The 26,566-nt window shown below is 56.3% G+C and carries 26 protein-coding genes and 1 pseudogene; 16 read left to right on the forward strand and 11 right to left on the reverse strand.

Translation table 11 applies throughout. The annotated features are described in order from the left end of the window. Positions 1–375: 375 nt before the first annotated feature. Positions 376–516, forward strand: a complete 141-nt coding sequence (locus tag EDC14_RS16050; RefSeq protein ID WP_243662959.1) for a GNAT family N-acetyltransferase — start codon at positions 376–378, stop codon at positions 514–516. Positions 517–647: 131 nt separating this feature from the next. Here EDC14_RS16050 and EDC14_RS27800 read toward each other — a convergent pair whose 3' ends face one another. The 11 genes from EDC14_RS27800 to EDC14_RS16100 form a co-directional block, all read right to left on the reverse strand. Further along, positions 648–758, reverse strand: coding sequence for a hypothetical protein (locus EDC14_RS27800; RefSeq protein WP_424337416.1), 111 nt, complete (start codon positions 756–758; stop codon positions 648–650). 70 nt (positions 759–828) lie between these two features. Continuing rightward, positions 829–1,278 carry a hypothetical protein gene (locus EDC14_RS16055; protein WP_132015329.1) on the reverse strand — a complete coding sequence of 150 codons (450 nt, stop codon included), beginning with the start codon at positions 1,276–1,278 and terminating at the stop codon, positions 829–831. Positions 1,279–1,536: 258 nt separating this feature from the next. After that, positions 1,537–1,788: a hypothetical protein gene (locus EDC14_RS16060; protein WP_132015330.1), complete on the reverse strand. Its 252-nt coding sequence runs from the start codon at positions 1,786–1,788 to the stop codon at positions 1,537–1,539. Positions 1,789–2,200: 412 nt separating this feature from the next. Further along, positions 2,201–2,821, reverse strand: a complete 621-nt coding sequence (locus EDC14_RS16065) for a hypothetical protein (protein WP_132015331.1) — start codon at positions 2,819–2,821, stop codon at positions 2,201–2,203. Positions 2,822–2,962: 141 nt separating this feature from the next. Next, positions 2,963–4,255, reverse strand: a complete 1,293-nt coding sequence (locus EDC14_RS16070; protein WP_132015332.1) for a TRAP transporter large permease — start codon at positions 4,253–4,255, stop codon at positions 2,963–2,965. Next, positions 4,242–4,751: a TRAP transporter small permease gene (locus EDC14_RS16075; protein WP_132015333.1), complete on the reverse strand. Its 510-nt coding sequence runs from the start codon at positions 4,749–4,751 to the stop codon at positions 4,242–4,244. The genes EDC14_RS16070 and EDC14_RS16075 overlap by 14 nt, the downstream gene beginning before the upstream one ends. 66 nt (positions 4,752–4,817) lie before the next feature. After that, positions 4,818–5,804 carry a TRAP transporter substrate-binding protein gene (locus EDC14_RS16080; RefSeq protein WP_165908065.1) on the reverse strand — a complete coding sequence of 329 codons (987 nt, stop codon included), beginning with the start codon at positions 5,802–5,804 and terminating at the stop codon, positions 4,818–4,820. A gap of 376 nt (positions 5,805–6,180) precedes the next feature. Continuing rightward, complete coding sequence (leuB, locus tag EDC14_RS16085; RefSeq protein WP_132015335.1) at positions 6,181–7,251, reverse strand: 3-isopropylmalate dehydrogenase; 1,071 nt, start codon at positions 7,249–7,251, stop codon at positions 6,181–6,183. A 15-nt stretch (positions 7,252–7,266) separates the two neighbouring features. Further along, complete coding sequence (leuD, locus tag EDC14_RS16090; protein ID WP_132015336.1) at positions 7,267–7,776, reverse strand: 3-isopropylmalate dehydratase small subunit; 510 nt, start codon at positions 7,774–7,776, stop codon at positions 7,267–7,269. Next, positions 7,773–9,041: a 3-isopropylmalate dehydratase large subunit gene (leuC, locus tag EDC14_RS16095; RefSeq protein WP_132015337.1), complete on the reverse strand. Its 1,269-nt coding sequence runs from the start codon at positions 9,039–9,041 to the stop codon at positions 7,773–7,775. Before leuC ends, leuD begins: the two co-directional genes overlap by 4 nt. Before the next feature lie 75 nt (positions 9,042–9,116). Continuing rightward, complete coding sequence (locus tag EDC14_RS16100) at positions 9,117–9,965, reverse strand: methyltransferase domain-containing protein (protein WP_165908066.1); 849 nt, start codon at positions 9,963–9,965, stop codon at positions 9,117–9,119. Between the two features lie 654 nt (positions 9,966–10,619). On the opposite strand from EDC14_RS16100, the gene EDC14_RS16105 reads away from it, so the two are divergent. From EDC14_RS16105 to EDC14_RS16175, 15 genes and pseudogenes are all read left to right on the forward strand, one after another. Next, positions 10,620–11,903, forward strand: a complete 1,284-nt coding sequence (locus tag EDC14_RS16105; RefSeq protein ID WP_132015339.1) for an extracellular solute-binding protein — start codon at positions 10,620–10,622, stop codon at positions 11,901–11,903. Between the two features lie 216 nt (positions 11,904–12,119). After that, entirely contained in the window at positions 12,120–13,019 is a 900-nt protein-coding gene (locus EDC14_RS16110; protein ID WP_132015340.1) for a carbohydrate ABC transporter permease, read from the forward strand. 13 nt (positions 13,020–13,032) lie between these two features. Then, the gene (locus EDC14_RS16115) at positions 13,033–13,845 is read left to right on the forward strand and encodes a carbohydrate ABC transporter permease (RefSeq protein ID WP_132015341.1); all 813 of its coding nucleotides are present in this window, start codon (positions 13,033–13,035) and stop codon (positions 13,843–13,845) included. Positions 13,846–13,857: 12 nt separating this feature from the next. Then, positions 13,858–14,790 (forward strand): amidohydrolase family protein, encoded by a 933-nt coding sequence (locus EDC14_RS16120; RefSeq protein WP_132015342.1) that lies wholly within the window; start codon positions 13,858–13,860, stop codon positions 14,788–14,790. 9 nt (positions 14,791–14,799) lie between these two features. Beyond that, positions 14,800–16,032, forward strand: a complete 1,233-nt coding sequence (locus tag EDC14_RS16125; protein WP_132015343.1) for an L-serine ammonia-lyase, iron-sulfur-dependent, subunit alpha — start codon at positions 14,800–14,802, stop codon at positions 16,030–16,032. 182 nt (positions 16,033–16,214) lie between these two features. Next, the gene (gene argH / locus EDC14_RS16130; protein WP_132015344.1) at positions 16,215–17,723 is read left to right on the forward strand and encodes an argininosuccinate lyase; all 1,509 of its coding nucleotides are present in this window, start codon (positions 16,215–16,217) and stop codon (positions 17,721–17,723) included. A gap of 869 nt (positions 17,724–18,592) precedes the next feature. Next, complete coding sequence (locus tag EDC14_RS16135; RefSeq protein WP_165908067.1) at positions 18,593–19,459, forward strand: Cof-type HAD-IIB family hydrolase; 867 nt, start codon at positions 18,593–18,595, stop codon at positions 19,457–19,459. Between the two features lie 111 nt (positions 19,460–19,570). Further along, positions 19,571–20,494 carry an N-acetylmuramic acid 6-phosphate etherase gene (gene murQ / locus EDC14_RS16140; RefSeq protein WP_132015346.1) on the forward strand — a complete coding sequence of 308 codons (924 nt, stop codon included), beginning with the start codon at positions 19,571–19,573 and terminating at the stop codon, positions 20,492–20,494. A 9-nt stretch (positions 20,495–20,503) separates the two neighbouring features. Further along, positions 20,504–21,355, forward strand: coding sequence for a MurR/RpiR family transcriptional regulator (locus EDC14_RS16145; RefSeq protein ID WP_132015347.1), 852 nt, complete (start codon positions 20,504–20,506; stop codon positions 21,353–21,355). Between the two features lie 67 nt (positions 21,356–21,422). Next, a complete protein-coding gene (locus EDC14_RS16150; protein WP_132015348.1) occupies positions 21,423–22,784 on the forward strand; it encodes a PTS transporter subunit EIIC in 1,362 nt (453 codons plus the stop codon). Continuing rightward, positions 22,781–23,800: a MupG family TIM beta-alpha barrel fold protein gene (locus EDC14_RS16155; protein ID WP_132015349.1), complete on the forward strand. Its 1,020-nt coding sequence runs from the start codon at positions 22,781–22,783 to the stop codon at positions 23,798–23,800. Before EDC14_RS16150 ends, EDC14_RS16155 begins: the two co-directional genes overlap by 4 nt. A 334-nt stretch (positions 23,801–24,134) precedes the next feature. Continuing rightward, entirely contained in the window at positions 24,135–24,569 is a 435-nt protein-coding gene (locus EDC14_RS16160) for a VOC family protein (protein ID WP_132015350.1), read from the forward strand. A gap of 45 nt (positions 24,570–24,614) precedes the next feature. Beyond that, positions 24,615–24,887: a DUF1905 domain-containing protein gene (locus EDC14_RS16165; RefSeq protein WP_132015351.1), complete on the forward strand. Its 273-nt coding sequence runs from the start codon at positions 24,615–24,617 to the stop codon at positions 24,885–24,887. A gap of 1 nt (position 24,888) precedes the next feature. Then, a pseudogene (locus tag EDC14_RS16170) lies at positions 24,889–25,445 on the forward strand (DUF1697 domain-containing protein). 518 nt (positions 25,446–25,963) lie between these two features. Further along, positions 25,964–26,554 (forward strand): TetR/AcrR family transcriptional regulator, encoded by a 591-nt coding sequence (locus EDC14_RS16175; protein ID WP_132015352.1) that lies wholly within the window; start codon positions 25,964–25,966, stop codon positions 26,552–26,554. Positions 26,555–26,566: the final 12 nt, after the last annotated feature.

Consider the following 26,566-nt stretch of genomic DNA (forward strand, 5'->3'; position numbering starts at 1 on the left):
CTATCATTGCTATCTCTCCAACGTTTTCTGATAGCTATTACTTTGTTCTTAGAACCCTTATTTCCTGCTGGTTCATGAGGTTTTTCACAACGCTTCTAATAGCCATGTGATAAATTCCTCTAATTCGGAAATCATCCTTTCAATGGACTAAAAAACGACTTTATCACTTGCTTTTCTGAGCTTTTGTGAACACCCCGACCTTCGGACGGGGTTTATCACAACGCTTTTAAAAAAACTGTGAAAAATCTGGCTCAGGATACGTTTTACCGGTAGCGGTGATTGAGAAAAAATCTCAGCGAAACATTGGCCGGATTGCCTTTTATTCGATATAAGATGAACTAAGTAATCCGAACGAGCTGCTCCATCCGTAAAGCGTTGGAAGCTGTATGCGGTTACGGTTTTCGCCGGGCCGGTTTCAACCGGATTCAAGCGTTTCATCGCAGCAAGAACCCGTCATCGGGCAGAGTATTGCAAAAAGCCGGGAGGCGCTGCGAGGGAACCCTGCGGCAGTATTGAATCCATAACAATGAATTCGACGATTTCATCCTGTATTCAATTCTCAGGGATGAATGGGAAGGGTGACATACAGCGGACTTTGGCTCGGCGCGGAATGGCCCATTGTCCTGAATGGGAGTTTTTTCAGAGTTTTATCCATCCATCAGCTTTTTGAAAGCTGGATCGTCTCGTAGGTTCCAGAAATCAGCGTCGGCTTGAGCCATCGGCCGATGAGCGACTTCCAGGCCGATGGCAGTCGCCAGGCTTTGTCATTCTGCAGCGACCAGCAGCACGCCAGGTTGTATCATGCATTGGAATAGGTCGGGCCGATCGCTACCGCTCTCTGGCAGCAGGCAATAGCCCCGACACTGTTTCAGAGAACTCACAATATGGGCTCTCTTGTATCAGTGAGCCGCTTGGTGGACGAGCGATCGCTTTGAGTTGTTCAACGAGCACTTTTTCTGAATGAGTAAGCTCGCTCAGTCGCTCAGCAAGCTCTTTTTGTGGATGAGCGAGCTGGTTTTGTGAATGAGAGAGCTTGCTCAGTCGCTCAGCAAGCTCTTTTTGTGGATGAGCGAGCTGGTTTTGTGAATGAGAGAGCTTGCTCAGTCGTTCAGCAAGCTCTTTTTGTGGATGAGCGAGCTGGTTTTGTGAATGAGAGAGCTCGCTCAGTCGTTCAGCAAGCTCTTTTTGTGGATAAGCGAGCTGTTTTTGTGGATAAACGGAATCGTTGAACGCGGTTAACAATCCCGGCTGTGGATAAGTTAGGGAAGTGCCGGCCAAACCGCATAAACTCAGGGACCGGGCTTCCAGGCTGAGCGGTCGTCAACGAATAACTTTCCATAGTGGACAGTTTAGAACTGCTTGCAGGCTTCCATGCCAAAGACGGTCTGACATGAGGCGGGGATCCGAAACGAAATGGAACGGAGGGATGAAACAACGGCAGCGGGGATGCCGGACCGGCCGGCCGGAAACGGGGACGGCTCTCCGGGAGCGGCGGAGCAGAGGGTGGGGCGGTTGGGACCGGCGGACGGGTGGCGCTCAGGGCGCCTCTTTCGGCGGCAAGTCCTTCTCAATTACTTTCCAGGTCTGCTTGGCCCGTATGTATTGGCTATAATTGAGGGATTGCAGATAAAAAAGTTCTTTCTTGAGCCCCGCCAGTTCCCGGCGGAGTTGTTGAATCTGCCGGGATTGGGCGGCGTATTTTTGCTGAAACGCCCGGAATTGATGCACGACTCCGAGGGTCAAGGCGACCGGCAACAGAATCAGCAGGGGAACCGCGAATTTTTTCATGATGAAATCCTTTGAGCAGCCTAAAATAATTGCCGACATTACATTCCATGAGATAGGAGCATAATCCTGCTGCCAACCGGGGCCGAAACGGCTGAAATGAAAATTTTTTAGTACCGCTCCTGTCCCCGGGGACCAATGCAAAATACCGGAAGCTGCTTCCGGTATTTTGCATAAAGGATAGTAACCAACCAACCAGTCTTTTTCGGACCGAATGAACCGGGGGTTCGCCTGGCGTCGCTGGGCCGGACGGAGAAAAAGTTGTCTCTCACCCAAGATGTTTCATCCTATGCAACCTTTCGCAAAGGGTGTTGTTCCTTGGGCGGCCGCGGCCATTGTTACGCGGCCAAAAGCTTCCCGCCCGTCCCGGAGCGGGCTCCCGCCGACCCGGCCAATAAAAAAGGGGCGTTCGCCCCTATGGCCGCTCATGCCGGGAATCACCGCCGTTCTCGATGCAGCCCGCGCCCCGCGACGGCGCGGGCGGCGTCACCTCGATCACCGCAATGGGATGGATCTTGCCCGGCGACTGCCGCAACTGGTAGCCACCGCTCTTTTCCGACTGTAAGTGCCAGTGGTAAAAATAGAGGACGCCCTGCTCGAATTGTTCTTGGCCGCAATCGTGGCGGCAGGCGATAACATCGTTTAGGGTATCGAGCCTCCGGCCGTCCCGGGTCTCGTAACCATCGAACCGGCCATTGTAGGTATTCTTCCGGTCGGCACAGGCGATCCCCGGTCCGGCGCCCCCGGTGGTGGCGGCGCCACCGATCCGGACGTATTTGGAATGGGGGTGGCTCTTGTCCGCTTCAAAATCGGCAAAGTCTCGATACAAATAGAGGGTATTAAAACAGAACGTCCCACGCTCGGAATCGTTCAAATCCGGAGTATAGGACGTTGCGTGACGGAGTTTGGCCAGTTTGACGCGGGGGTGAAGTTGAGTGAGCAGGAAACCGTTCAGCACCCCTACCTGCCAAACGGCTTGGTCATTTCCGGTCAGGGCTCGATAGTATAACACTCCGGCGGGTTGGTGTTTTTTCACGATGGCAAACACCTCCTTCGTGTCTTCCCTATTGTATGGGGGGAAGGCGCCGGAGGTGACGGCCCGCCGTGAGGAGATGCCATGGGTATCGTGTTAAGCTGCATCTTTATCGGGAGGCCGGCGCGCTTTCATGCGCCGGCCTTACTTGACCGGGAACAAACTGGGGATAAAAGTGGTAAACCAGGGAAAATAGGTCACCAGCAACAGGACCAGCAGCATCGCCGGCCAGAGATAGAGCATCATTTTGGAGCACTGCTCCATGGAAACCTTTCCGACCGAACAGCCGACGAACAAACCCGCTCCCACTGGCGGGGTGGTCAATCCGATGCCCAAGTTGAGCATTAAAAGAACTCCGAAGGTGATCGGACTCATGCCCGCGGCTTGAACCACCGGGAGCAGGACCGGAGTGATGATCAGGATCAGCGGCGCGACATCCATGATCATCCCCAGCAGCAATAACAGGATATTGATCAGCAACAGCAGGAGCAATGGGTTATCGGTGACCGACAGGAATAAACCGGTGACATGGGTAGGGACCTGGAGCAGCGTCATCATCCACCCGAAAGCCGACGCGCAACCGATGAGCAGCAGGACCGAAGCCGTGGTCTTGACCGAATCGAGGAAGATCGGCCAAATATCCTTGAGTTTCAATTCCCGGTACACGCAGAGTCCAAGGAACGCGGCGTAAAAGACCGCCACCGCCGACGCCTCGGTGGCCGTGAAGATGCCAAAGGCGATTCCGCCGACAATGATCACCGCCGCCAGCAAACTCAGCATGCCGTCGATCGATATCCGCAACGCTTTTCGGAATGGCGGCATCTTTTCCCGGGGATAGTTATATTTTAATGCCAACAGGTAGCAGGTGACGGCCAGGAAGACACCGAGCATGATCCCGGGCAGATAACCGGCGAGGAACAGCTGGCCCACAGAGACGCCGCCGGCCACCATCGCATAAATGACCATGTTATGGCTGGGCGGAATGATGATTCCCTGGGTCGACGAGGCCACGGTCAAGGCGGTCGCGAACGCCCGGTCGTAGCCTTTTTCGACCATCATCGGGATCATGATGGGCCCGGTCGAGGAGATATCGGCCACCGCCGAACCGGAAACCCCGCCGAAGAACATGGAATCGATGCAGTTCACCATGGCGAGGCCTCCGGGAAAAGGGCCGACCAGAATATAGGCGAAGTCGACGATCCGCCGGGCGACGCCGCCCCGGGCCATGATGGCCCCGGCCAGGATGAAAAGGGGAATGGCGATCAGCGGAAACGATTGAAGGCTGGCCGCGACGCGCTGGGCGATCATCACCGGGTCCATTCCGGTGTGCAAAGCGGTCAGCAGCGCCGCGACGCCAAGGCTGATGGCGATCGGGACTCCCAAAAGGATCAGCATCAGGAACGAACCGATTAAAATGGCCGATTCAAGCACTGTCATTCGCCCCTTTCGCCCCGTAAAACCGGATCAGCCGGCGGAGCGCTTTGATCAATGAGAATAGGACCATGAATCCGCCGGAGAGGGGGAGAATCAGGTAGGTGTATCCCATCGGGAGCGAAAGTGTGGCCATGGTGGCGGTCATGGTATTCCGGACCAGAATGATTCCTTGCTGGAACAGCAGCCAGGCAAAGCCGGCGACAATCAGGTCGGACAGGAACTTCATCCATACTCGAAGCTTTTCTGGAACCCGGGAGACGATCAGTTCCAGCGTCATATTGGAGTCGGTCCAGACACAGCCGGCCGCTCCGAGCAAGCCGATCCACATCATCGCCACCACCGACAGCTCCTCGATCCAGAAGGGGCTGGACCGCAGGACATAGCGCGAAAATACCTGATAACAGACGAGCACCGACAGCACCAGCATGATGAAGGCCGTTGCCGCTGTGATCAACCGCTCCAGCCGTCCCAGCCAAAGCAGCCAGGCTTCCTTTTGCATGTTGGAAGACTCCCTTCCGCCGTTAAAATCGCGACCGCAGTACCGGGACTCTCGGATTGAGCAGGTTCATTTGGCATTGGCAATGGCCTCGATCAAATCCCGGCCGACCACGGACTCATACTCTTGGTACACCGGCTTGGCTAAAGCCTGGAATTCGCGGATGTCGTTCACTTCATTGAAGATCATCCCTTTGGCTTTCAGCTGTTTCACGGTGTCGTCGATCATGTCGGCCCACAGTTTGTTGTGGTACGGAACCATCTCTCGGGCCGCGTCCCGCAGGGCCTTCTTGATGTTGGCCGGGACCGAGTCGTAAACCTTTTTGCTCATGACCATGAAGTCCGGGATCGAGGTATGGCGGGTATAGGAGAAGTATTTGCATACTTCCTGCATATTGAAGCTGAGCACGGTCGGCTCGTTATTCTCCCAGCCGTCGATGACCTTCTGTTGCAGCGCCACGTACACTTCGTTCTGGCTCATCGGAACCGCGGCGGCGCCGAGGGCGTTGATGGAGTCCATCAGCGGTTTGCTCTGCATGACCCGGATCTTCAGGCCCTTGAGGTCGGCCGGGGTTTTGATGGGTTTCTGGGCGGTGATGTTCCGGAAACCGGCGTCTAGAAACGCCAAGCCTTTAAAACCGTTCTTTTCGAGATCGGCCATTAAGCGGGCGCCAATCTTGCCGTTCAATACCTTGTGCTGGTGCTCCAGATCCCGCCAGATGAACGGCAGACTGACTGCCTGCATGCTGGGGGAGAATTGTCCCAACGGACCCGAGGAGACTTTGGCCAATTCGATGCTCCCCAATTTCACGGCTTGCAGATAATCATTCTCTCCGCCCAGCTGTCCGGCGGGATACAGGGTGATCTTCACCGCCCCTTTGGACTTCTCCGCCACTTTGCCGGCGAAGAAAACCAGCGATTGATGGACCGGGTGCGTATCGGGGAGTACCGATGCCAGCTTCCAGGCGTATTTCGGAGCGGCAAACCCCGGGACGGACGCGACGGCAAGGAGCGCGACGATCAAAACCAGGCACGTTACGGTGAATACTCTCTTCACAGCTTGTTCCCCCTTTGTTTTTTTGGATAGAGAAGACGGTGCCGGGATAAAACTTACCCATTCAACAATATTCAGCGATGTATCGATTTCAGACTCATTCTTACCAAGAATTGCAGCAATTTTTGAACCGGCTCCCGCCGGCCCCGTATCGCTAGTCGCAACGGCTGTACGTTGGAGCCACGGCCATGAAAAAATATGCCGGAGGTCAAAACGTCTCATTTCCGGCATCAATAGAAAACCCCGCTTCGTGGATGATTGCAACATCATCCGAGCGAAGCGGGGTTTGATTGAGATTGCGAGTCAAGTTTCAGAAACGATGATTCAACGGGTTCCGCGAGTCCGCGGCAGGGGAGGCGGCGGTTGCCAAAGCGAGGCGTCAGGCGATGCGGATCCGAACCTCGCGCCCCATCGCTTGCGTGCCCACCCGGGTCATTCCCTCGGTCATCAGGTCAGGGGTCCGGAATCCGTCATCCAGCACCTGGGCTACCGCGGCCTCGATGGCGCGGGCGCCTTCCTCCAGGCCGAAGCTGTGGCGGAGCATCATGGCTGCGCTGAGGATAGTGGCGAGCGGATTGGCCAGATCCTTGCCGGCGATATCCGGAGCGGAGCCATGAGACGGCTCATAGAGCGCCACCTTGCCGCCAAGACTGGCCGAGGGGAGCATCCCCAGGGATCCGGCGAGCATCGAAGCCTGGTCGGACAGGATGTCGCCGAAGGTGTTCTCGGTGACGATCACGTCGAACTGGCCGGGCCAGCGCACCAGCTGCATGGCGCAGTTGTCCACGTACATGTGGGAGAGGTCCACTTCCGGATATTCGGGCGCCAGCCGGACCATGGTCTCGCGCCAGAGCCGCGAACTCTCCAGCACATTGGCTTTGTCCACCGAGACCAGCTTGCCCCGGCGCGCCCGGGCGGCGCTAAAAGCCAGCCGGCCGATGCGTTCGATCTCCGGAGTGCTATAGACCAGGGTATCCAGGGCCTGCTCGGAGCCGTCGGCCAAACGTTCGCGCTTTTTGGGGCCGAAATAAAGGCCGCCGGTCAACTCGCGCAGGATCAAGATATTGATGCCTTGGACCGCCTCCGGCTTGAGCGTGGAAGCGCCGATTAAGGGATCATAGACCTTGACCGGCCGGAGGTTGGCAAAGAGCCCGAGCTCCTTGCGGAGCGGCAAGAGCGCGGCCCGTTCCGGCCGGAGCTCCGGCGGCAGTTGATCCATCTTGGGACTGCCCACCGCGCCTAGGAGGACCGCCTCGGAGTTCCGGCACAATTCCAGAGTGGCTGGGGGAAGGGGATGGCCGTACTTCTCGTAGGCATCCTCGCTCACCAGTCCGGTCCGGAATTCCAGTGAATAATGATATTTGGCGGCGACGGTCTCCAATACGGCGACGGCTTCGGGAACGATCTCCCGGCCGATGCCGTCGCCGGCTAAAACAGCGATCTGATGCATCGCGCTTCTCCTTTCTTAGCCTTGACGGCTGGTCAGGCGCTCCCGGACGTACTCGATGAGGCCGCCGGCGCGGATCAGTTCCTGCATGAAGGATGGGAACGGAGCGGCCTGAAAACTCTGGCCGCTGGTCTGATCGGTAATCCGGCCGGTCGCCAGGTCGACCTCGATCGTATGGCCCTCGGCAATGGCCGCGCTGGCCTCGGGCGACTCCAGGATCGGCAGGCCGATGTTGATGGCGTTCCGGTAAAAGATCCGGGCGAAGGAAGCAGCGATGACGCACGAGACCCCGGCGGCCTTGATGGCCAGCGGCGCGTGCTCGCGCGAGCTGCCGCAACCGAAGTTCTTGCCGCCGACGATCAGTTCGCCGGCCCGGACTTTTTTGGCGAAGCCGGGATCGGCGTCCTCCATGCAGTGGGCGGCCAGCTCCTGCGGGTCGCTGGTGTTGAGATAACGGGCCGGGATGATCAGGTCCGTATCGACGTCATTCCCGAATTTCCAGGCCTTGCCTTGCAAGAATGCGTTCATTTTACTCCAACCTCCTCGGGTCCGGCGATCCGGCCGGCAATGGCCGACGCGGCGGCTACCGCCGGTCCGGCTAGATAAACTTCGCTTTCGGGATGGCCCATCCGGCCGACGAAATTGCGGTTGGTGGTGGCGACGGCCCGTTCACCCTTGGCCAGGATCCCCATATGGCCGCCGAGGCAGGGACCGCAGGTGGGAGTGGAGACTACCGCGCCGGCTTCCACAAAGATATCGAAAAGCCCTTCGTGCATCGCCTGGCGCCAGATGGCCTGGGTGCCGGGGATGACGATCAGGCGGACATTGGAATTGACCTTACGGCCCTTGAGGACCTCGGCCGCCTCGCGCAGGTCCTCGATCCGGCCGTTGGTGCAGGAACCGATGATGGACTGGTCAATGGCGACGCTGCCGCATTGCGAGAGCGGCCGGGCGTTCTCCGGCAGGTGGGGGAAGGAGACTTGCGGTTCCAGCCGGGAGACGTCCCATTCGTAGACTTTGCTGTAATGCGCGTCAGGGTCGCTGGCGTAGATGGTATAGGGCCGTTTGGCGCGCGGCTTGATGTAGTCGAGCGTGGCTTGGTCCACCGCGAAGATGCCGTTTTTGCCGCCGGCCTCGATGGCCATGTTGGCCATGGTCAGCCGGCCTTCCATGGACAGCGCGTCGATGGTGTCGCCGGTGAACTCCATCGACTGGTACAGCGCGCCGTCGACGCCGATCTTGCCGATGGTGAAGAGAATGAGGTCCTTGCCCCCGACCCAGCGGGGCAGCTTGCCATGGTAAATGAATTTGATGCTCTCGGGGACTTTGAACCAGACCTCGCCCAGCGCCATTGCCGCCGCCATATCGGTGCTGCCGACGCCGGTAGAGAAGGCGCCGACCGCGCCATAGGTACAGGTGTGGGAATCGGCCCCGATGATCAGATCGCCGGGCAGTGTCAAGCCTTGCTCGGGGAGGAGACAGTGCTCGATGCCCATCTGGCCGACCTCGAAATAATTGACGATCCCGTGCCGGTGGGCGAAATCCCGCACCTGTTTGGCCTGCTCGGCCGATTTGATATCCTTGTTGGGAGTGAAATGGTCGGGCACCAGCGCTACTTTATTCCGGTCGAAAACCCGGTCGACGCCGATCTTTTCAAACTCGCGGATCGCCATGGGGGATGTGATATCGTTGCCGAGGACCAGATCGACCTCAGCCTGGATCAGTTCCCCGGGAACCACGGCTTCCTTGCCGGCGTGGGCGGCCAGGATCTTTTCGCTAATTGTCATTCCCATCGGAATCACCTCGTTTTATTTTCGATTATGCCGCAGTCCATTTCCTGCGGTATATTGGAGCAAGTATTGCCGGCCTCATGGCGCCGGTTTGATCCCGGTCGCCAGAAACATCGGGATCTCCACGGTTTGGCCGGCTTTATTGGCGGTCCGGCAGTGGCAGTTCAGCGCGCTCACCTGAACTTCGCCAAACCCGGCGGCTTCCAGCCACTGCCGGATCTCGGCTGCGTCGAACCCCAGCCAGACGTCGAACTTCTCCTGCTTTAGCCATTGATGATGATGGGCTTGGGCATCGCTGATCACCACCCGGCCGCCGGGTTTCAGGACCCGGAACATCTCCTTGATGGCGAGCGACGGCTCAAGCAGGTGATGCAGGAGAAGGTTGGCGAATACCTGGTCCTGGCTGGCGTCGGCCAGCGGCAGATCGTGGGCGTCTCCCTCCAGCAACGCTACGTTGTCGAGCCCCGCCTGATTCAGCTCATATCCGGCCACTTCCAGCATGGCGGTGGAGAGGTCGACCGCGGTGACTTTTTCGGCGAACCGGGCCAGGTGCTTGGCGAGGTAGCCGGTGCCGGTGCCGAGATCGGCGACCTGGGAACCGGGAGCCGGCGGAAAAGCGTCGACGACCATCTCCCGCAACGCTCCGTCGTAGCTGCCCTTGCGCATCTCGTCATAGACCGGCGCCACTTTGCTGAAATAAGCCTTTCCTTCATCTTCGACCGCAGCGTAATCCCGTGAGTTTCCCTGAGCGACCCAGTTCAGCAGGGCGGTTCTGGAGAAACGCCATTCCCGTCCGACCTTGCGAGCCGGGACATTCTCCTCCCGCAACATCTTGAGGAATGTTTTGGTGCTGACTTGAAAAAGCTGGCTTGCTTCTTCCAAGGTAAGAACATCTTTCATTGGTTCCGGAGTCTCGGTTCCGGTCATCGGGAAACCCTCCTGTTCACCCTCATTATAAGACATTATTTACCGATATTCAAGCGATATTTTCCCTTACATTCTTTTATCTTCTATTAAATTCCGAATCGAATCCGTAGCATGGACTGGAGAGGAAGACCCCTGATAAATCACGAGGCGCGTTCGAAAACTGTTACGATACTGGCGGCGGTGTTTTTTATGGGCGGAAGATTAATTTTCTGGCGGATATACTTGAAAAATGAGCTCAGGAATGTTACATTAGTATTGTATATTACACAGATATTACACTGAAATAATAAAAACTGGATCTTAATTAGAAGACTTAACGAAAAGAAATTTTTGGTCCAGGAGCAAACGAATTTAAAGACCAGCTTGAAGTATTTTTGTGGAAACTTTCTTAATTTTATGAATTAAGTAATGCGGATGGACTTCTAAATCAGGGCGGTTTCAACGGTTGTAAACAAAGGATTATTTTATTAATTAGGCAGTTCTCTCATCCCGCGAGGAAATATGTCGCGAAACTGTTTGTCTAAAATATTTGGTACGACCTATTTATAGTAGTAAAGAACCGGCAAGAAAGCGCGAAAGGTGGTGGGGTGCCTGCTCTTAGGCGATTGAATTGGGCGGTTTGAGAATGGCAGTATTCTTTTAAGGAGGATTGGCATGTTGAAAAAATCGGCTTCGAGAATCTTCATTGCAATTTTAATGTTTTCAGTGGTGTTTACAATGCTTGGCGCCCCGGCCAGCGGGGAAAACGTGGTGACCATCAAGTATTGGCAGTATTTCTTCGAGACCAAGGTAAACCTCATGGATAAACTGATTAAAGACTTCGAGGCGAAGAACCCCGATATCAAAGTCGTTCAGCAACACTTCCCGTACGACTCGTACGAGCAAAAATTGTTGACTTCCATGGCGACGGGAACTGGCCCGGACATTATTAATATCTATTATGGCTGGGTGCCGAAATACGTAAAGGCAAAAGTGTTGCAGCCGCTTCCCGCGAAATATTTCCCCGTCGGGAAAGTGGAAAAAGAGTTTGCCCCGATGATTAAGGTCAATAAATTCAAGGGCAAGTATTATTCCATTCCCACCGCTGTCAGAACGCTGGGACTCTTCTGGAACAAGGATATTTTTAAAGCCAACGGGCTCGATCCCGAAAAGCCCCCCAAAGACCTGGATGAGCTGTTGGCGATGGCTCAAAAATGCACCAAGCGGACCAACGGGAAACTGGAGATCGAGGGCTTGACCTTTCAACCCACCGGCCAGCTTCACTGCTGGTTCCGGCCGGTGCTGCTGGAGCAGTTTGGCCAGAAACCTTTGAGCAAAGATAACAAGAAAGTGCTCTGGAATGCTTCGTCCAAGGGATACAAAGCCTTTGAATTCCTGGTCGACTTGGCCCGGAAATACAAAGTCGGGGAAAATAACTTCTTTACCGACGACTCCACCGCTTTTATCAACGGCAAAGCCGCGTTACATATCGACGGTTCCTACCGCTTGAGCGCCATTGCCAAACAGGCGCCGGACCTCAATTATGGAGTCGCTCCGCTGCCGTCCTATAACAAAATCCAGAAATCCTTCGGCTCTTTCTGGACCAATGGTATTACCCGGAACGCCACGGGTAAGCGTTTGGAAGCTTCGGCGCGGTTCTTGCAGTACCTGACCTCGGCGCCGGTGATGAAAGAGTGGACCCAGCAGATTGGCGAGATTGGCGCCAGGATGGAAATCGCCAACGATCCGGACTTGCTGAAGGACAAGAAATTGGCTCCCTTTATTCAACAGCTGCCGACCGCGACCTCTTATTTCTATGTCGACGAAGCGGCCGACCGCAAAGCGATCTGCGATGCCATCGACCAAGTGCTCTTGAACAACGTCGAACCGAAAAAGGCATTGGACGAGGCCACCAAAAAGGTGCAAAAGCTGTTGGACGATTACTGGAAAACCAACTAATCCTCATTATTTTAGGAAGCGCGCAGGGATGAAACGAACAAGGAGAATGAGAATTCATTCTCCTTGTTTTAGAAGCCAAGTGATAAATTCTTTCGAAGCGGAAATTGCCATGCAAAAAGATTAAAAACGACTTTATCACTGGCTTTCACGCAATTGCTGTGACCCCCGGCTTTTTTAGCGGGTTAATCACAGCTCGTTTAAGAAGGAGGAAACGGAATGAAGCTTTCGATCAAAGGCAAACAGGCGATGTGGGCTTATATTTTTATTGCCGCTCCGTTGCTGTTTTTTCTTTGCATCCGAATTGCGCCAACGCTCTATACATTCAACCTGAGTCTGCATCAGTGGAATGTTTTGTCCCCGGATAAACCGTTCGTCTTTTTGCAGAACTTTACGGACCTTTTCCAAGACGATGTATTCTGGACGGTGGCCCGCAATACCGCAGTTTATGTGATCGGAAGCGTTCCGGTGGGCCTTCTGATCAGCCTGATCATCGCCCTGATGTTGAACAGCATCAAGAAGGGCGAGTCTTTCTACCGGATGTTGGTATTCGTGCCGTACGTCACGCCGATCGTGGCCATCGCCTGGGTGTGGCGCTGGATGTTCATGAAACAAGGCGGAATTGTCAATCATGTGCTCGGCTTATTCGGCATCCCCCAGCAACCTTTTTTGGACAGCACCACCCAGGCCATTTTCGTGGTGATATCCAATATCGTCTGGCAGAACCTGGGGTTTTACACGGTCATTTTTTTAGCCGGTCTCAAGCAGATTTCCAAGACCTATTACGAAGCGGCCTCCATCGATGGCGCTTCGCCGTGGCAACAATTTAAGAAAATCACCATTCCCCTGCTCAATTCCACCCTGGTGTATCTGATTGTGATGGCGACGATTCAGACCTTGCAAGTTTTTACACAGGTATATAACATTACGGCCGGCGGCCAAGGCAACCCCGGCGGACCCTTGAATTCCACGCTGAGCATCGTGTTATACGTCTACCAGCTGGGATTCAAAAGCTACAATATGGGTTATGCCAGCGCGGTGACGGTGGTCCTGTTTGTGATTATCCTGTTGATTACCTTGTTGCAGCTGAAGTTCCTGACCAAGAAATACGACTCGTAAAGGGTGGATGGAAATGTCAAAACTTAAAACGTGCATACTCCATACGGTGTTGACCATCGGTGGATTGCTGATCATATTTCCGTTCCTATGGATGATCGCGACCTCGTTAAAGACCGGGATCGATATCTATAACTTATCGCTCATCCCGAAGAATCCGACCATCAAAAGCTATCTCCAGGTGCTGCAATCCACCAACTTTTTGATCTGGTTCAAAAACAGCCTGGTGGTTGCGGCCATTACCACGGCTTCGGTGCTGTTCTTTGACACGCTGGTGGGCTATACCTTCGCCAAATTGGATTTCAAGGGGAAAAACTTCCTGTTTGTCCTGGTGCTTTCGACCCTGATGATCCCCACCGAGATGCTGGTGATTCCGTGGTATGTCATGACCAATACCTTCGGCTGGGCCAACAGTTATTGGTCGCTGCTCTTTCCCGGCTTAACGTCGGCTTTCGGAATCTTCCTCATGAAACAGTTCTTCGAAGCGGTGCCCAACGATCTGCTGGAAGCGGGCCGCATCGACGGGCTCAATGAATTCGGCATCTTCCTCCGGGCGGCGGTGCCGCTGATCAAGCCGGCCCTGGCGGCGCTGGGGATTTTCACGTTCCTGGGCAACTGGAATGCTTTTTTGTGGCCGGTGATCGTGGTCGACCAACCGGAACTGTATACCCTGCCGGTGGGCTTGGCGCAATTCTCCGGCGAATCCTATAACCAATGGGACCTGGTGATGACCGGGGCCAGTATCGCCACGATCCCGGTGTTAATCATCTTTTTCATCTTCCAGCGCCAGATTATCGAAGGGATTCATCTGACCGGCATCAAAGAGTGAGGAGTGAGGGGCATGAATTTCAAAATCATCGATTCCCATGCTCATTTTCAAGTGGCGGAATATGAGATTGTCGGTACCAAGGAGAATTATGTCCGGCGGTACGGCATTGAAAAGTGGCAAAAGCTTCAACAAATGAACGAGTATCAGAAACGCCGCTGGAAGCAGGCGTGGCAATTCCCCGACCCCGAGCCGCCGTCGGAAGATTACCGGGAAACGGCGAAACGCTGGGTCGCGGAGATGGATCGCCGCGGCATCGAGCGGATGGTCTTTGTAACCGGCGGGGGCAATGAAATCCTGAGCCGGATCGTTCAATTGCATCCGGAGCGGATGATCGGCTATGCGCACCATCATCCGTTTGCGCCGGACGCCGCCGCCAAGCTGGCGGAGGCCGTCACCGACCTGGGGTTGAAAGGCTATAAGATTCTGGCCCCGGACCTTCCGGGCCGCATCGATGACGAAGCCCTATATCCCGTCTGGGAGGTGGCGGAGCGGCACCGGATCCCGGTGCTGATTCATTTCGGGATCCTCGGCGCGGCGGGCGGCATCGCCAATCATTGCAACATCAATCCGATGATCCTGCACGACGTGGCCAGGGCCTATCCGGATATTCCCTTCATCGTCCCCCATTTCGGCTGCGGCCATCCTGAGGACCTGTTGCAACTGGCCTGGGTCTGTCCGAACGTGTATGTGGACACTTCGGGGAGCAACCAGTGGACGCGCTGGATGCCCTATCCTTTGACGGTGCGGGATTTATTCAAGAAATACTATGAAACGGTGGGCCCGGAGCGGATCCTCTTCGGCACCGACTCCGAATGGTTCCCCAGGGGTTTTGTCCAACGGTACCTGGACGAACAGCTGCGCGACTGCGTCGAGCTGGGGATGAAAGAGAATGAAATCAAGGCGATCTTCCGGGACAATATCGCCCGGCTGTTGCAAATGGAGTGATCGGAAGCCATGGATATCAAACCGCTCTTGGACCGGGAGATCAAACTGACCATGGGTTGCACCGACCCGGGCACGGTGGCTTACGCCGCGGCGCAAGCCGCCTCGCTCCTGCCTGGCGAGCTCGCGGCCATCCGGGTCCGGTTGAGTCCCAACCTGTATAAGAATGCCCTCTATGTCGGCATCCCCATCCTGAAACAACGCGGCATCGAACATGCCGCGCTCCTGGGGGCGTTGATCAAGCGGCCGGAAAAGAAGCTGGAAGTCCTGAGCCTGATCGACGAGACGGTTCTGCGGCAATTCGCGCTCGCCAAGGAACGGCTGGAAATTTCAGTGGATTACCAGGAGTTCGCCGATCCGCTCTATCTGGAAGTGGAATGCCGGAGCGCCGGGCATTGCGTGAAAGTGGTCATCCAGGGCGACTACGACCGCATCACGCAGATCGTTTGCGATCAGGAGCTGCTCCATACAGCCGCTGCGGCGGCTCTGCCTCAGGACGCTCCGGCCGGCGTCAGCTGGGGGGAACTTTATCATAGCGCCTTGCATGGCGGGCTGGAGGAACTGAAGGAACTGGGCGAGTACGAAGCCATCAACCGGCGGGCCGCCTTTCACGGCGCGGCCGGGGCGGAGCTCTGCCCCGCGGCGGACCGGGATATCCACGCAATGGCCGGGGTCTGCCGGGAGTATGTCTTCCGCGCCAGCCGAATGAGGATGAGCGGCGAGCCCTTTCAGATCGCCAGCGTCGCGGGCAGCGGTAACCTGGGGATCGCCAGCATGCTTTCGGTGGCGGGGCTCTGCGATTGCCTGGACGCGGCGCCGGAGCGGCGGCTCCGGGCGCTGGCGCTCTCGGTGCTGACGGCCATCTATATCAAGAGCTTCATGGACCGCACCACGGTGATGTGCGGCACCGCCATGGCCGGCGCGGCCGGAGCGGGCGCCGCGGCTGCCTATCTCTTCGGCGGCGACCGCAGCGCCGTCGAGCGAGCCATCGATACTGCGCTGGGGACTTTGACCGGGATCCTCTGCGACGGAGCCAAGGAGAGCTGCGCCTTCAAAGTCAGCATGGCGGCGGCCAATGGCGTGGTGGACGGATACATGGCCGTGCGGGAGAGATACATCCGCGGCGCCAGCGGCATGATTACGGCGGATATCGACCGGACCATCCGGAATATCGGCCGGATCAACAATGAATGCATGAAGGAAGTCAACCACTCGATTCTCAAGATCATTCAGAACCGCTATTAGAAGCCAGGTGATAAAGTCTCTTTCAAATAATTCCTTTTGCCAAAGGATTTTAAGACGACTTTATCCCGTGCTTCTCTGAGCTTTTGTATTCAACCCGACCTTCGGACGGGGTTTATCACAACGCTTTGAACAACCGTCAAGCAGTCCTGCTTCACGGCAGCTTACAAAAGAGGGATGATACGATGTATACCAAAGAATATGTGGAAGCGACCGACGGCGTCCGGTTTCCGGGAAAGTCATTTCAAGACGCGATCCTGGAGCCCGTCTTCGATGTGCAGAAGCAATACCTGTACCGGCCGTTCATCAAGATCAGCAAGGCGCACCTGGTCATGCTCCAGGAGCAGCAGATCATCACCCCCGACGAGGCCCGGGCGATCATGCAGGGGCTGCTCGAGGTGGAGACAATCGACTTCGAAAGCCGTAGGTACGACCCTTCCTATGAAGACATGTTCTTTATGGTGGAGAACGCCTTGGCCGATAAAGTCGGCATCGATCTGGCCGGCAGGATGCATATCGCCCGCAGCCGGAATGACCTGGACATCTGCGAATTCCGCATGGTGCTGCGGGAGAAGGTTTTGGAGATCATCGGCCTTTTGAATACCTTCCGGGAAGTGCTGTTGAATCTGGCGGCCGAAAACATCGATACGGTGATGCCGGCCTATACCCACACCCAGCCCGCCCAGCCCAGCACCCTGGCCCACTACCTGCTGGCCTTTCACGACTCCATCGCCAGGGACTGCGGGCGGTTGATGAACGCCTACCATACCATCAACCACAGCCCGATCGGCGCGGCCGCCATTACCACCACCGGTTTTCCGATCAATCGCGAGAGAATGGGGGAACTGCTGGGATTTGACGGCCTGGTGGAGAACTCCTACGACTGCATCGCCGGCTGCGACTACCTGACCGAATGCGCCTCGGCCCTGATGATCTGCAACACTAATCTTTCCAAGTTCATGAAGGATGTGCTGGATTTCTGCACCCGGGAGTTCAACGCCTTTTACCTGAGCGCGCCGTATGTCCAGATCAGCAGCATTATGCCGCAGAAACGGAATCCCTCGTCGCTGGAGCATACCCGGCCGATGATCAGCAAGGCCATCGCCGAGGCCAATGCGGTATTCACGGTCCTGCATAATACCCCGTTCGGCGACATCGTCGACACCGAGGAGCAGCTTCAGCCCCATCTCTACGACTCGATCGAGTATACCGCCCGGGTGTTGAAGGTCGTCTGCGCGGTGCTGGTGACCCTGAAGGTGAATAAGAAAGTCCTTTTCGACCGCGCCCACGAGGGGTTCATCACCGCCACCGAGCTCTGTGATACGCTGGTGCGGGAGAAGGGCTTGTCGTTCCGGCTGAGCCACAAGGTGACCAGCGCCCTGGTCCGGCAGTTGATCGACCGCCGGATGGCCATCGCCGACATCACCACCGAGCTGATCGATGCGATCGCCGCCGATACCATCGGCCAGCGGCTCGGGATCTCCGACCAGATCATCCGGGCCGCCCTGGATCCCGTGCATTTCGTGGCGATCCGCACCGTCACCGGCGGCCCGGCGCCGGGCGAGGTCCGGCGGATGCTCGCCAAGCGGAACGCGGCGCTGGAAACGGAACGGGCGGCATGCGAAGACTGCCGCGCCCGGCTGCGGACGGCCGACGCCGCCCTGGCGGACGCCATCGCCGCGCTGCTGAAATAAGCGGCGCCCCGGCGAATCCCGTTTTCCACCCGGGATGTATGGATGGATGATCGCGAAACACCTTTTCCCTGTCGAAGAGGTGTTTTTTTCATAATCCGGGCCGGAAGGGCGCACCATGTTTGCGAAGGCCGCGCTATGCGATGAGGGGCGGCCTACAGTGTTCAACAAAATTCAATTTGAAAATATTTTTCAGCGAAAATATAATTGGAGTGAAATATATATGTTGCAATAAGTTTTTGTACATCCAAAATCATTGCAACATATTTCCTTGATTCATAAGTTGAAATAAATACCGTAAAATTCCCTTTCCCAGCCATGCTTCACGGATGGAAAAGCTTACTCAAATATTTAATTCAACCTATCCCGGCGAAGCCGGAACCAAAAAGAATGGGGAGTTCAATGTAGCGATGAAGTAAGCCCAAAAATGACCTCTCCCCGCTCCCCTCCCCGGCGCAGTAAATTTGAGGGCTCATTCGACGGGGAGGGGTCAATCGCTTGAAACCAGGGCCAATGTTTATGCAAAAAAGTAAGTCTTTACGCGAATCAACTACGGAAAATTTGGCCGGAGAGAAAACCCCCAAATCGGCAATAATTTGTGGCAATCCACCCCTCCCCGTCGAGTCTACCATCAGAAATAGCTTCGCCGGGGAGGGGATCGGGGGAGAGGTCAGTTTTTAGACAATCAGCGCGGCAAGGATCAGTTTGATTCTAAAAACGTCTCTGTATAACCTTATTACGCATGAGTTTGCAAGATCACTTTAAAATATTCTTCGCAAATTGAACGCAATTTCATTCGTTAGATGGCTTATATAGCGCATCAAAAACGCCGGCTTATCGGCCGGGTTTATCACATCTTTGAGGAGGAGAGAATGAAATACTCATTACTGGCCATGGATTTGGATGGGACTTTGCTGAATACCCGGAACGAGATCTCCGCCGCCAACATCGCGGCGATCCAGGAGTTCCGGCGGCGCGGCGGGAAGGCGGTCATCTGCAGCGGGCGTTCGCCCTTGTCGACCCGTTGGATCGCGGCCACCGTCGGCCTGACGGAACCGATCATCGCCTACAATGGCGCCATCATCCTGGAAGCGGATGGCCGGGTCCTCGAACGGACCGCGCTCGCGACTGACACCATCCTGTTGCTGCTGGAGCAATGCCGGTCGCGCGACCTTTACATCCAGCTGTACGAGGGAGACGCGCTGCTGATTCCAGAGCGGAACCAGGCCAACGCGCGCTGGGTCGAGAACAACATTCCCGCCCTGGCGGAGTCCGGCGCCGATCCCGGACTGCGCGAGGCCTACCGCCGCAGTTGCAGCGTGCAACTGGTGGGCGATCTGGCGGAGTATGTCCGGACCCGGCGGCCGAAGATCGCCAAGGTCGCCATCTTCGAGCGCGGCGGCGGTTCGCTGGAGGCTTTCGCCCGGGAGTTGGAGCCCCAAAGCGCCCAGTTTGAGATCAGCAGCAGCCTGAACTTTCGGAATCTGGAGATCGCGCCGGCCGGGATCAGCAAGGCCACGTCGCTGCTGCGGCTGGCCGGGCGGCTGGGGATTCCGGTCGGGCAAGTGGCGGCCATCGGCGACAATTATAATGATCTGGGGATGCTGGGAGCGGCCGGACTGGGGATCGCCATGGGCAACGCGCCGGAGCCGGTGCGGGCGGCGGCGGGCGCGGTCACCGCGACCAACGATGACGACGGCTTGGCCCTGGCGATCCGTACCTTATTGATGGAAGATTGAAATAATATTTTAATTATAATTAAAATATATTGAATTATTATTTTAAACATCCTATAATAGAGTCATAATGATGGTAGCTTTACTGATAATAAGCGAAAGATAGGACAGGAAATGGAACATTATCTGACATCTTTGACGACCGAATCACGCAATGAACGTTCCCGGCATATCGACGCGGCCAGTTCCCGCGATATTCTGCGGATCATGAACGAAGAGGACCAAAAAGTGGCCCTGGCGGTGCAGCAGGCCCTCCCCGCCGTGGAAACGGCGCTGGAATTCGCCTATGCCTCGTTGCGGGACGGCGGCCGTCTCATTTATATTGGAGCCGGGACCAGCGGCCGGCTGGGAGTCCTGGACGCGGTGGAATGCCCGCCGACCTTCAGTACCGACCCCGGCCAAGTGATCGGCCTGATGGCCGGCGGCGCCAATGCCTTCGTCAAGGCGGTCGAAGGCGCCGAGGACCAGCCGGAGCGGGGCGAGGAGGATCTGAAAGCCATCGGGCTCGGCGCCCGGGACACGGTGGTCGGCATCGCCGCCAGCGGCCGGACGCCCTATGTCATCGGAGCGCTACAATACGCACGCCGGATCGGGGCCAAGACCGTCGCGCTCTCCTGCAATGCGGACGCCCTGATCAGCCGGGAGGCCGATTGCGCCATCGAAGTGATCGTGGGGCCGGAGGTGCTGACCGGATCGACCCGGCTGAAGGCGGCCACCGCCCACAAGATGATCCTGAACATGCTCTCCACCGGGGCCATGATCCGGCTGGGCAAGGCCTATGAGAACCTGATGGTGGACGTCCATGTCAGCAACTATAAGCTCAGGGAGCGGGCCATCCGGATCATCCGCCAAGTGACGGGCCGGACTGACGAAGCGGCCCGGGAGGCGCTGGCGGCGGCCGGAAATCAGGTCAAGACGGCCATCGTCATGCTGGAGGCCGGGGTTGCGGCGGATGAAGCCGATGAACGCTTGCGGCGGGCGGGCGGCCGGGTGCGCGAAGCGATCGCGCCGGCCGGCGCCGGATCGAACGAAGGGTAGGGGAAGAGCATGGCCAGCGGCGGAATGAGAATGATCGAAAACATGTTGGCGCAGCTTCCGGCCTCGGAACGCAAGATCGCCGAATATATCCTGGAACATCCCAGGGATGTGGTCAACGGAACCGTGAGCGAGCTGGGGAGCCGGGCCGGCACCAGCGGCGCGGCAGTGATCCGGCTCTGCAAATCCCTGGGGCTCCAGGGCTATCAGGATCTGAAGGTCCGCATCGCGGCCGATCTGGCCAAACCGGCCGAACCGGGCTACCGCGACATCGAGCCCGGCGAGTCCTTCGAGGCCATCGTCCAGAAGACCACCAGCAACAGCATTCAGAGCCTGCGCGATTCGGCGGAGATCATCAACTACGAGACGCTGCGGCAGGCGGTCGACGCCATGCTGCGCGCCGACAACGTTCATTTCTTCGGGATCGGCGCTTCCCACATCATCGCCATGGACGCCCAGCAGAAACTGCTCCGGATCAACAAGGGGGCCACGGCCTTCACCGACGCCCATCTGGTGGCGTCGCTGATCGTCAACGCCAAGCCCGACGATCTGTTCTTTTGCATCTCCAACTCCGGCGAGACCCCGGAGGTCATCAAAGCGCTCTCCCTGGCCAGGGAGAGCGGGGTCAAGACCATCAGCCTGACCCGGTACGGCCAGTCCAGCGTGGCCGCGTTGGCGGATATCCGGCTCTATACCTCGTCCTATTCGACGGAAGCGCCCTTCCGCAGCGCCGCGACATCCTCCCGCCTGGCCCAGCTGTTCATGATCGACATCCTGTTTCTGAGCATGGCCACGGCGCAGTATGAGAAGACCGTCGGCTATATCGATAAAACCCGCGAAGCCATTCAATTTTTAAAGCGATAGTCCCAAATCAAGCGGAATTACCGGGTTCACCGGCATTATCCATATTATGAAGGAGGAGCAGATTGAAATGGCTGGAGAAGATCGAGTGCTTGCCCAAGAGATCTTGGAGCTATTGGGAGGGGCCGCCAATGTCGAGTCGTACGCCCAATGCATGACCCGGCTGCGCGTCACGCCGCGCGACGAGTCCCGGGTGGACCGGGCGGGCCTGAAAAAGCTGGACGGCGTGATGGGCCTGGTGGAGGAGGAGACCCTGCAGATTATCCTGGGGCCCGGAAAGGTGAATAAGGTGGCGGACGAGTTCGGAAAGCTGCTGGCCGGAGCGGGCGAGATCAGCCTGGAGGAACGGGCCGCCCTCAAACGGACGGAGCTGAAGCAGAAGAACGCCACGCCCTTCAAGCTCTTCTTGCGGCGGATCGCCAGCATCTTCATTCCGCTCATTCCGGCGCTGGTCGGTTCGGGCCTGATCATGGGCATCACCAAATTCGTCGTCCAGGCCGGATGGTTGAAGGCCGATTCCCAGCTGGCGCTGGTCCTCTCGGCCATCGGCGGCGGGCTCTTCGCCTATCTCGGCATTCTGGTCGGGATCAACGCGGCCAAGGAGTTCGGCGGTTCGCCGGCCCTGGGCGGCCTGGCCGGGATCCTGCTCATCAATCCGCAGATCGCCGGGATCAGCCTGTTCGGCGCGAACCTGGTGCCGGGACGGGGCGGCCTGATCGGCGTGCTTTTCGCGGCCATCTTCATCGCCCTGGTCGAAAAACGGGTGCGCCGCTTCGTGCCGCAGGCGCTGGACATCATCGTCACGCCCACGGTCTCGCTACTGATTACCGGAATCGTAACCTATATCGTCTTTATGCCCCTGGGCGGCCTGATCTCCGACGGCATCACCAAGGGACTGGTGGGAATCCTCCATCTGGGCGGCGTGGCCGCGGGCTTCATCCTCGGCGCCACCTTCCTGCCGCTGGTCGTGACCGGGCTGCATCAGGGCCTGACCCCGGTCCATCTGGAACTCATCAATTCGCTGGGCAACGACCCGCTGCTGCCGATCCTGGCGATGGGCGGCGCGGGACAGGTGGGCGCGGCCTTCGCCATCTACTTCAAGACCCGGAAGCCGCGGCTGAAACGGGCCATCGGCGGCGCGCTGCCCTCGGGGATGCTGGGCATCGGCGAGCCGCTGATCTTCGGCGTCACCCTGCCGCTGGGCCGGCCATTCCTCACGGCCTGTCTGGGCGCTGGAGTGGGCGCCGCCTTTCAGGCTTATTTCAAAGTTTCGACCATCGCCATCGGCATCTCCGGCCTGCCGCTGTCCTTCCTGGTCAGCGCCGGCCAGGTCTTCCTGTATCTGGCCGGACTGTTCCTGGCCTATCTCGCCGGGTTCATCTTCACCTACTTTTTCGGGTTCAACGATGAGCTGGCGGGTGAGTTCGATTGATCGGCGTCTCCTTTTACCTGAATGACCCCCTGGCCGAGCAGCGGCTGGCCGCGGCCGGGGCGCTGGGGGTGCGGCGGGCCTTCACCTCGCTGCACATCCCGGAGGAATCGGGCGACTTGGCGGGCCGCGCCCGGCACCTGCTGCAACTTGCCCGGGAGCTGTGGATCGATGTCTACGCCGACGTCTCCTACCGAACCCCGGCCCATCTGGGGATCGACGGTTTCGGGGATCTGGCGGCGCTGGGCGTGGCCGGGCTGCGGCTGGACGATTTCTTCGAACGGTCGGACATCATCGGGCTGGCGCGGCAATTCAAGATCGCCCTCAACGCCAGCATCCTGCTGGAACGGGAATTGGATGAGCTGCTGGCGGCGGGGCTGCCCGCCGGCCAGCTCATCGCCTGGCACAACTTTTACCCGCGCCGCGAGACCGGGCTGGATGAGGGCTTCTTCCGGAGCCAGAACGAGCTTTTCCACAGGCGCGGGATCCCGGTCAGCGCCTACGTGCCGGGCGGCGGCGCGAAGCGCGGCCCGCTTTTTGAAGGATTGCCGACGCTGGAGAAGCACCGGGAGGGGGAGCCGTTCCCGGCCGCGCTGGAGCTCCTGGCCGCCGGGGCGGACGATGTTTACATCGGCGATCCCGATCCCGGCCCGGGCCTCCTCGAACGGCTGGTTCAATGGCATCAGCTGGGCATCGCCCGGCTGCGCGTGGAGTCCGCCGTCTGGCCGCCGGGGGAGTATCCGCTCCGGCCCGACTGGGCCCGCGACGTGCTGCGGCTGATGAATACCCGCACCTCCGGGAGCGTCCCGCCGCAAAACACCGTGGCCCGGCCCCGGGGGACCCTCACCATGGACAATGACAACTACGGCCGCTACCGCGGCGAGGTGCAGATCACCCTGCGCGACCTGGCGGCCGACCGGCGGGTCAACGTGATCGGCCGGATCATCGAAGCGGATCTGCCGCTGCTCGCCCGGATCCGTCCCGGTCAGCGATTGCTGCTGGAGAAGACGGAGGAGTAGCCGCGGCGGGATTACTTCATATTTCACTCTTGAGACTTTTTCTGGTCAGGGGTTCGATTCCCTTTAGGTCCACCAAACATGAAGTTAAAGGGGCTGTTGGAAATGAACTTGTATGTTCATTTTGCAACAGCCCCTTTTTGGTGACAATAAAAGATTGCAAAGGATAGGCATGGTCTATATTTAAATGAATAGACGCATAATATTGCTACAAAGCCACGCTTCACTGTCAAGTTCAGTGAGAGTAGCCTAACAGTCCTGACCGGGTACTCATTGACAACTCAAGGCGACGGGGAAAGCGGGACATTGTTAATCTATAAAAGGTGGAGTATTCAAAATGGTCGGAGTAGAAATTGACATGGTTATTACAGACAGCTTGAAAGCATTGGAATTATACGAAAAGGTATTTGATCTCCAACGTGTTGAGGTTACAAATTTTCCTAGAGGTGAAAATGAAGTCATTTTTACCCTATATGGAGTACGCTTTCATATGTTGGATGAAAACCCGAAATTCGGCTTAAAAGCGCCAATCCTGGATGAACCCCAATCGATTTGGTTTAACATCCTTGTTCCCGACATCAGGGAAACATTTTCAAAGGCGATCAGCGCGGGCTGTATCGAAATCCAACCTGTAACCGAACTGCCCGATTATGGAGTGTCAAATGCCATATTCAGAGACGCTTTTGGCTATCAATGGATGCTGCATCAAATGTATAAGGAAGTGAGTTTTGAAGAACGTACACGACTTTGGGAGGAAAAAAGGGATAATTAACAATTGGTGCATTATGAGCATAGCAAATTTGAAAGGAAAAGCATTATGAATCCAAAAATCTATGAATTTGAAGCGGAAATCAAAAAAGTACCCGATATTGATGGCGCATATATTGAAATCCCATTTGACGTGAAAGCGGAATTTGGCAAAGGGCGCGTTCCCGTACACGCCACCTTTGACGGAGAACATTATAATGGTAGTGTGGTGCGAATGGGAACACCTTGCCACATCATCGGCATTCGTAAAGATATCAGGGCAAAGATCGGGAAGCAGCCCGGAGACACGATAAAAGTCACTATCAGAGAAAGGGCAAAGTAGCATGAAAAACTATATTGCTCTCCTGCGAGGAATCAACGTAAGTGGCAATAATAAAATAATTATGTGACAGTTGAAGGAGGCGTTTCGACAAGCTGGTTTCACCGACGCGCAGACGTATATTAACAGTGGGAATGTCATTTTTTCGAGCAATGACAGCGAAGAGGCACTTCAAGCGGTATGTGAGGCGCTGATCTCGGAACAATTCGGATTAAGCATATCCGTTGCGATTATCTCTGCTGAAGAACTCTCAGATGCACTTGATCACGCACCGGAATGGTGGAATATACCGAACGGCGCAAAGCACAATGCCATCTTTGTGATACAGCCCGCCACTGCGGAGAATGTTTGCGCCGAGGTTGACGAAATCAAGCCGGAATATGAAAAGGTTGCCTATTATGGTAAGGTCATCTTTAGTCTGCGCCTATGGAGACCTTTTCACGAACAAGATGGTCGAAGGTTTCCGGCACAAAGACATACCAAAGTATAACCGTCAGGAACTCAACTACGGCGATCAAACTGGCGCAGCTTACCGCGTCCACACAAAATCAGGGGATTTGATCGGAGGAGAACAATATGGTTGGTGGATTTGCTAAAGAAGCTGACTAAAGGAACTGAGGCTATACACCAGGTCTTCCCCGGCAAGACAGGGCAGGGGCGAAGCAAGTGTGAACAGTACTCCGAGACTGAAAATGGGCGCGAGCTTTTTTCATTGAGATTATCCCCCGTGAGACAAATGCCTATTCATAATAATACCATAAATTGGCTCGGTTTTCTTCGCGGGGACCGCCAAACTCCGGCTACGAGGCTTCGCCGAACGCGCCAGTAGGACTCGTGCCGACTCCACTGCAACGTCCTGAGTTCATCACCTCAACCTACCTGCCTTAAGGCCATGTGCAACAAGGTTTCATTTGCGTTTGGAAGGCGGACGAGCCGCCGTTTCTGAAGCTTTCGAACGGAGTTTTCGGATAGTATATATTTGGGTAATTCGTATAAGATAAATATGACAATATTGTCATATGACATGGTTGTCACGTTAAGCGAGTTGTGTTATTATGTCTTTAAAAGGAGGTGATGGTGTGCCGAAAGATACTTTCCATAATTTAAGTGATGATAAGAAACGGAAAATTTTTGACGCCGCCGTACAGGAATTTTCAACCCGGCGGTTCAGCGAGGCATCCATCAACCAGATTGTGAAAGCCGCGGAAATACCCAGGGGAAGCTTCTATCAGTATTTTAGCGGTAAAGAGGACATCTTTTGTTATATGTTCGAAGAAATTCTAAAAGAAAAACGGGATGTTATTTGCCAGGTGGAAACCATAGACTCGGATGACGATGTTTTCGAAAACTGTATGCAAGCAACCAGAGCTTCCTTTGAATGGGGTCGTTTAAATCCGAAATACAGCCAGATAGGCATACTGATGGAGATAGACAACAGCGAATTCATTACCAAGCTCCGGGCCGCGTCGTTCGAAGGTTTGCGAAAAATGATCGAGCGTGATAAAGAACGCGGTCGCATAAAACCGGAAATCGATTCCGACCTGGTCGCGGATATGATTTATGCCCTGATTTGGAAGCAGTATTCCCTGGTCGGATTGGACGGGGACATGTTTTTCAAAAAAGTCAGCGATGGCTTCGCCATAATCAAGAAAGGAACCGCTGCTGTTTAAAGATTGAGTGAT

It is taken from the genome of Hydrogenispora ethanolica (assembly GCF_004340685.1).
In the GTDB taxonomy this organism is placed as follows: Bacteria; Bacillota; UBA4882; order UBA8346; family UBA8346; genus Hydrogenispora; species Hydrogenispora ethanolica.